The following is a 7,520-nucleotide window of genomic DNA, read 5'->3' on the forward strand; positions in this document are numbered from 1 at the left end:
CCGGAAGCCACCCTCGAAATTCGGCGCCGCGCGGATGACGCTCGGCAGCAATTCGGCAACGACGCGCCGGTCGAGGCCGGGATAGGTCAGCAAGGCTCCCGCCGTGATGCCGGTACCGAAGCCGATCACCAAAGCCGATTTCGGCTCGCGGTTGTGAATGATCAGCGGCAGCAATGCCTGCATCCGCATGTAGCGCAGGGATGGCATCGCATCGCCGGAATTGGAGACGCCCTGGATGTAGAGACGGCGGAAGCGGTTTCGGCCCGAGCTCCGCTCGACGACGGCGACCGTGCCGCCCAGGCCCTCGTCATAGAAGGTAAGGCTCGCGCCGCGGGCGCCGGGCATCAGCGTGGCGAGGCGATCGGATGGCAGGAGGATGGCGGTCGCGCATGTGGCGGCGCTGATGGCGAGCGCCGCGATCCAAGCCTTTGAGCCGGCGCGCCGTTCGCGCAAGGCAGCGACGGCTCCCACCAGCGCGGCGGCAACGGCGAGCACTGCGAGGGTCTGGACGAGCCCGAGCGCCGGAATGAGGACGAAGCCGGTGATGGCCGTGCCAAGAATGCCGCCGAGGGTATTCAACGCGACGATCATGCCGACACCGCGGCCGATATGCCGGGGGGCGACGATCAGGCGCAACGCCGCTGGAAAGGCCGCGCCTAGGAACAGGGTACTGGGAAGGACGACGCAGATCGCGGCGACGGCAAATCGGGCGGACATGCCGGCAAAGGCGCTGCCCGTCAGATTCAGCACTGCTGCCTCGACCAGGCCCTGGAGCTGGCTCAGCCAGGGGCCGAGCACGGCGATGGCCAGAGCGGCCGACAGGCCGGCCCCTGCGATGAGCAGGCCGAAGACACTCCATGGCTTCGTGACGCGATCGGCCCAGCGCGCGAAAATGGCAGCCCCCAGCGCGAGCCCGGTGAGATAGGTTGCGAGCAGGACGGAGAAGGCGAAGCTGCGCGTGCTCATGAAGGGCACGATCGTCTGCGACCACACCACCTCGTAACCCAGCGCGATGCCGCCTGCGACCGAGTAGAGGACGATGGCCAGCGCGGCCGAAGGCGAGAAGCCGCTATCGGTCGGCTTGACCGCGTCGACGCTTGCGACACCTGCCTTAGCGTTCGTTGCAAGCGCCGCGAGGGCCGCAACCAGGCAGATTGCGGCGGCCACGAGCGCCGAGCCGCGCATGCCGACCGCGGGAATGACAAGGAACGAGGCGAGCAGTGCACCGGTGATGGCGCCCGCTGTATTGGCCGCATAGAGCCGGCCGCCGACCTGACTGACATCGTCGCGCCGGGTGGCGGCGAAACGCGTCAGTGCCGGCAGCGTGCCGCCCATCAGCACGGCGGGCAAGCCGACGAGCGCAAACACCATCGCCCAGGCGAGCGGCGGTGTCGTCAATTCGAGGCGGGCAAAGAGCGGAGCTGCCTGCGACAGGCCGATGGTCGCAGCCATGGCGAGGATGGCGACGCCACCTTCGAGAGCGGCGTAGAGACGCAAGGGCTGAAGGTTGCGGTCGGCAATCGGTCCAAAGATCAGGCCGCCGATCGCGAGGCCGGCGAAGAAGGCGCTGACGCCGGTCGTCACGGCATAGACCTCGACCCCGACCACGGTCGAGAGCTGCCTGATCCAGATCACCTGGAGGATCAGCGCGGCCGTACCTGAGAGGAACAGCAAGCCGGCTGGCAGGGTGAGCGCAGCACGGACAACCGGCGTGGCGCGATCCCGGATCGCCCCAGCGCCGCGACGTCGCCTCGACGCTTCTGTCCCCACGCTCATGCCGGCTTTCAGCTTAAGGCCCATTTGAAGGAGACCAGCCGGCGCCTCGCGACGCCGGCTGGCACCATACCTGAGTTACAGGCTCACTCCAGACCACGCTTCCTGAACGACTCGTCGATCTTCCTGTCCACCTGTTTGCGGACCTGATCGACGCCGAAGCTCGCGGGCCGCTGGCTCGGGGGATATTCCACGAAGCTCTCGAGGAATTGCGTGGCTTTCATCACCCCCTGGGCGGCGAGATAGGCGTTCTCGGTCCGCCACTGATCGTACCCGCTGCCGGAGATCTCTGCATGCTCGTAGGGGTCCATGCGCAGATTGAACATCTTGGGCAGGCGCAAAGGAGTGAAGGGATTCGCCCAGACATCCATCTGGCCAGGCTGCTCCTGCTTTTCGAAGACGAGTTTCCAGTTGTCGAAGCGCATCGCGACGAGGGCGCCATCGTCGTTGAAATAGTAGAACTCGTTGCGTGCGCTCTTGTCGGATTTGCCCGTGAGGTAGTCGATCTGGTTGAAACCATCGAGATGGTTGCGGAAGGTCGTCGGGTTGCCCTGCGGCTGCCAGCCCTTGAGGAGGCGATCCTTCACGGCTGTGTCACCAGCCGCAGCGAGCAGCGTCGGGAACCAGTCGAGGCCCGAGACGATGCCAGTGGCGATTTCGCCCGGCTTGACCTGGCCCGGCCAGCGGATCATGGCCGGCACGCGGAACGCGCCTTCCCAGTTCGTATCCTTTTCCGAGCGGAACGGTGTCGTCGCTGCATCCGGCCAGGTGAAGGCGTTGGGGCCATTATCGGTCGTGAAGACGACGATGGTGTTGTTGGCAATGCCGAGATCGTCCAGCGTCTTCAGCAGCTTGCCGACATTCTGGTCCATCTCCCACATGCCGTCGGCGTATTCGTTACCCGCCATGCCGCTCTTGCCGCGAAACTCCGGCCGCACATGCGTGAAAACATGCATGCGAGTGAAATTCATCCAGGTGAAAAACGGCTTGTTGGCGCGTACCTGCCTCTGCATGAAGTCGATCGCGGAACCCGTAGTCTCGTCGTCGACAGTTTCCATGCGCTTGCGCGTCAGTGGGCCCGTATCTTCGATCTTGCCATCGGCGGAGGTCCTCAGAACGCCCCGCGGCGACATCAGTTTGACGAATGTCGGATCATCCTTCGGCCAGTTGGGCCGTTCCGGCTCTTCCTCAGCGTTCAAATGATAGAGGTTGCCGAAGAATTCATCGAAGCCATGATTGGTCGGCAGGTACTCGTCCTTGTCGCCAAGGTGGTTCTTGCCAAATTGACCCGTGGCGTAGCCGAGCGGCTTGAGGGCCTGGGCGATGGTAATATCGCCTTTCTGCAGACCTACCGGGGCGCCGGGGATACCAACCTTCGAAAGCCCGGTGCGCAGCGGCGTCTGCCCGGTGATGAAAGAGGATCTCCCCGCCGTGCAGCTGTTCTCGGCGTAGTAGTCCGTGAACATCATGCCTTCCCGGGCGAGGCGGTCGATGTTCGGCGTCTTGTAACCGACCACCCCATGCGTATAGGCGCTGATGTTGGCCTGGCCGACGTCATCCCCGAAAATGACAAGGATATTGGGTTTGGCGGGAGGCGCAGTCTGGGCCTTCGCTGCTCCGCCGGATAACCCTAGCGTCAGTGCCAGGGCTGCGGCGGCCATGAACTTGTGGCGTTCCATGAATCACTCCCGGTGCCGGATCGACGCTCCGGGCCAGCCCGACAGCCGCCGGACGCGGCCCATGCGCGCCGGGCGACGGTCGCATGGGGGCGGCAAGGGCTTAAGCCTGTAACAGTTACGGTAAGCTAAGAGAGCGGCGGGCGACCAGTTCAGCCGGCGAGAGCCTTTGACACCGATTGGACTGCCTGCGCAGCGATCATGTCGATGGTGCTCGCACAAGGCACGTCGCGTTCGGTCTCATCGACGAAGTCGGAGCAGATGATCTCTCCGCTGCGCAGATCGGTGGCGCACCAGGAAAAGCGCTGGCAGGTCGACATCGGATGGACCGCGATGTCGAGCGCGTAAGTCTCGTCGGGGTGCAGGAGGAGTTTGCTGATCGCGATCGCGGCAGCTCTGCGCTCGGCAGACGGCATCGCGAACAGTCTGAAGCCGGCTGTGACGAGCCGCTTCATGATGGTTTCGATAAGCAGGTCGCCATGAACTGCCGCAAGCCGGGCCGCGCGGTCCGTCAGGTTCTTGATGATGATTGTCGGCAGGCTGGCGCCGGCGGACGCGATCCTCGCTGGCTCGGTAGCGAAAGCCGGTCTCGTGGATCCATTCCCTGACGGCCGCCACGTAAAGGATGGAACGTAGCTGCCGGGTGGCATCGCGATTCTGACGGGAGCGCTTGCTCCCGCCGTCTCGTAATAGGTTGCCAGCGCCGAGCGCAGGCGTGTCGCCTCKATCCGCACGATCGGGTCGGTGCCAGGGTCGAAACTGTCGTCGCGGCCGAAGACATCGACGCCGATCGAGTAGGCCYTGATACGGTCGGAATGGCCCGCAACGGTTTGCGTGACGACAAAAGAGAGGAAGCGCCGGTTGCGCTCGGAAAGGCGCAAGGCCTCGTGCGCCAGCAGAGTGTCCAACGCTGCAAGGACGAGTTGGGGAGGAGGATTCCCGTCATGCAGCCTTGCAATGCGCCCGCCCATCACTCGCCTCGACAGCTAGGACTGAAGAAAGCCCGTAATTAGCTCTTGAAAGCCCAATGATGCCCTGCGAGCCAGCATGGATCAAGGCAGTATTCGATGAATTCCGCCAGAATCCGGGTCGGCTCCCTTAAGAAAGACCTAGCCGGATCAAGATATCTTGTTCTGTCGCGGAGACGAGGGCGTCGTATTCCCTGGCTCGCGCCGGGCCCACAGGCAGTGTCGATTTCGTCCAATAGGACTCGGCCTCGCAGGCTGCCTCATAAGCCTCGCACAGCTCTGCAAAGCCGGGGTCGCGGGCGAATTTTTCCCGCAGCTGCGCGCGCCGTTCTGGCCAGCGCAGCAAGAGCCTCGTTAATCCACGCTTTTTCGCCTGCTCCATGGCAGCCTCCGGCCGAAGCACTGAGGGCCCGCATCTGCAGGGCATACTGCCAGCGTGGCGCAGTTTTGCGCGCCTGGAACTGTTGCCTGTAACCGTAACGGCAAGAGGGCGGACCTGCGCCCCTTCGACAGCAGAGTATGGCCCCGCGCCGCTTCCGGCGGCGCGGGATAGTGGTGCAGGTAGCCTCAGGCCGCGGCTGCCCGCAGATCCTCGCCAAGCTCTTCGCTGACGATGTTCACCCAGTAGCGAATGCCGTCGGGAATGATCTCGTCGTTGAAGTCGAAGAGCGGCGTGTGAAGTCCCTTGAAGGAGCCGTCCGCCTCGACGCCATTGCCGATGCGCATGAAGGCGCCCGGCTTGATCTGCATCATTTCGGCGAAATCCTCGGCCCCGGTTCCCGGCCGGATCGCCCCATTGACATTGGCGGCGCCGACCGAAGCGGACGCGGCGGCCACTGCGACTGCGACCTGATCCGGCTGGTTCCGCAAGGCGCTCGGTCCGCGCCGATAGGAGGCCTCCGCGGTGCAGCCCCAGGCTTGCGCGGTTGCCGCGGCAAGTTCAGCAATCCGTCGCTCGACCAGATCGCGGATTTCCGGCGCGTAGGTGCGCGCCGTACCGCCGATGACGAGCTCTGCCGGGATGACATTGCTGGCTTCCGCCGAGCCGGCATGGACATAGCCGACGCTGATCACGGCGGTGTCGAGCGGCGCGACATTGCGCCCGATGATGCCCTGCAATCCGAGCACGAAATGGGCCTGGGCATAGGTGATGTCGGTCGAGAGGTGAGGCTGCGAGCCGCCATGCCCACCGACTCCGCGGAAGATCACCTGCCAGCTATCGGCCGCAGCCAGCATCGGGCCGTTGCACGTGCCGAAGGACGAGGCCAGCATGCCTGGTGAGTTATGCAGCCCGTAGATCGCATCGCAGGGGAAGCGCGCGAATAGCCCGTCCTTCAGCATGGCGAGCGCTCCGCCGCGCCCTTCCTCCGCCGGCTGGAAGATCAGATTCACGCTGCCGGCGAAATCGGGGTTCTCGGCGAGGTAGCGCGCCGCGCCGAGCAGCATGGTCGTGTGCCCGTCATGGCCGCAGGCATGCATGCGGCCCGGATTCTGCGAGGCATAGGGCAGCCCTGTCTCCTCGATGAGCGCAAGCGCGTCCATGTCGGCGCGCAGTCCGATCGCGCCCTGGCCCGGCCGGCGGCCACGGATGACACCGACTACGCCGGTTCCGCCGACGCCTTCGGTCACCTCGACGCCCCATTCCCGGAGTTTGCCCGCGACCAGCGCGGCCGTGCGGTGTTCTTCCAGGCCGAGCTCCGGATGGGCATGGATGTCGCGCCGGATCGCCGTGAACTCAGCGTGATGCTGGTCGAGCCAGRTATCGAACCGCGTTTTCGTCATGTGTGGTCTGTTCCCCATTTTCGTGCACGCAACTGCCGCGGCACCCCGGAGGGCTTGCCTCGGCAGCAACCTGCGACGACAGCGCAGGCGGCGCGTGGCGTATTCCAGAAGAGGAGCCCGTGCTTGGCAAGAGCTCTGAGCGATGGGCGGAACTGCGTTGGGAGCCATGGCGGTCGCGCCAGAGCCCAATCCTCTCAAGTCGGTAGCACGCCCCATCGATCGGGGCGGCATTTGTCCTGGATCAAGGATCGTTCGCCGGGGCGCGCTAGACACATGCCATTGAAATCGACTCTGGCAAGACAGGGATACGTGTCATGACCAATGTCCGGGCGCGGTATTTCGACGAGCGCCTGCCGCGCTATACCAGCTACCCGACTGCGCCACATTTCACGGGCGAGATCGGTGCGGAAAGTTATGGCGATTGGCTGCGGGCGCTGAGGCCCGGAACGAAGGCCTCGCTCTATCTCCACATCCCGTTCTGCCGCTCGATGTGCTGGTATTGCGGCTGCCACACCAGTGTTGCCCTGCGCGACCAGCCGATCGTCGATTATCTCGCAGTCCTGCGCCGCGAGATCGCGCTCGTTGCCGATCGGCTCGCTGCGCCGCTCCAGGTCCAGCATGTCCATTTTGGCGGTGGTACGCCGACGATCATCGCGCCGGACGATTTCCTTCGTCTGGTTGCGCTGTTGCGGGAGCGCTTTGTCATCGCCCCCTCGGCCGAGATCGCCGTCGAGATCGACCCCCGCAGGCTGACAAGGGCGGTGACAGAGGCCTTGGCTGCATCCGGCGTCAATCGGGCGAGCCTCGGAGTCCAGAGCTTCGATCCGGTGGTGCAGGAGGCGATCAACCGCATCCAGAGCGTCGAGCAGACGGCAAGCGTCGTCGCCGGGCTCAGAGCTGCCGGCATCAGCGGCTTGAATTTCGACCTGATCTACGGCCTGCCGAAGCAGACGGTCCGATCTTGCATCGAGACCGTCGAGCGCTGCGTCGCGTTGCGGCCGGACCGCCTCTCGGTCTTCGGCTATGCTCATGTGCCCGGCTTCAAGAAACATCAGCGCAGGATCGACGAGGCGGATTTGCCTGACGGGTTGGAACGTCACGAACAGGCTGAGGCAATGGCCGAGGCGCTGGTCGCCGCCGGCTATGTCCGCATCGGCCTCGATCATTTTGCCCTGCCGGACGATAGCATGGGGCAGGCAGGGGCAGAGGGCGTGCTGCGTCGCAATTTCCAAGGCTACACCACTGACGGCGCCGAGGCGCTGATCGGCTTCGGCGCCTCGGCGATCGGCCGCCTTCCCGGCGGATATGTCCAGAACGAGGT

The 7,520-nt window shown here is 64.7% G+C and carries 6 protein-coding genes; 1 reads left to right on the forward strand and 5 read right to left on the reverse strand.

Features of this window, described 5'->3' with window-relative positions:
* The 5 genes from AC1D34_RS31030 to AC1D34_RS31050 all read right to left on the reverse strand — a co-directional run.
* A partial coding sequence (locus AC1D34_RS31030; RefSeq protein WP_476826298.1) for a fused MFS/spermidine synthase occupies positions 1-1,776 on the reverse strand: 1,776 nt, incomplete at its 3' end.
* A gap of 83 nt (positions 1,777-1,859) precedes the next feature.
* Positions 1,860-3,452: an arylsulfatase gene (locus AC1D34_RS31035; RefSeq protein ID WP_441488136.1), complete on the reverse strand. Its 1,593-nt coding sequence runs from the start codon at positions 3,450-3,452 to the stop codon at positions 1,860-1,862.
* Positions 3,453-3,601: 149 nt separating this feature from the next.
* Complete coding sequence (locus AC1D34_RS31040; protein ID WP_476826299.1) at positions 3,602-4,420, reverse strand: hypothetical protein; 819 nt, start codon at positions 4,418-4,420, stop codon at positions 3,602-3,604.
* Between the two features lie 127 nt (positions 4,421-4,547).
* Complete coding sequence (locus tag AC1D34_RS31045; RefSeq protein WP_441506948.1) at positions 4,548-4,799, reverse strand: hypothetical protein; 252 nt, start codon at positions 4,797-4,799, stop codon at positions 4,548-4,550.
* 185 nt (positions 4,800-4,984) lie between these two features.
* The gene (locus tag AC1D34_RS31050) at positions 4,985-6,199 is read right to left on the reverse strand and encodes an amidohydrolase (protein ID WP_476826300.1); all 1,215 of its coding nucleotides are present in this window, start codon (positions 6,197-6,199) and stop codon (positions 4,985-4,987) included.
* Between the two features lie 314 nt (positions 6,200-6,513).
* Here AC1D34_RS31050 and hemN point away from each other — a divergent pair.
* On the forward strand, positions 6,514-7,520 hold a 1,007-nt coding region (gene hemN, locus AC1D34_RS31055; protein ID WP_476826301.1), incomplete at its 3' end, for an oxygen-independent coproporphyrinogen III oxidase.

It is taken from the genome of Allobosea sp. P1_A7, assembly GCF_056406775.1.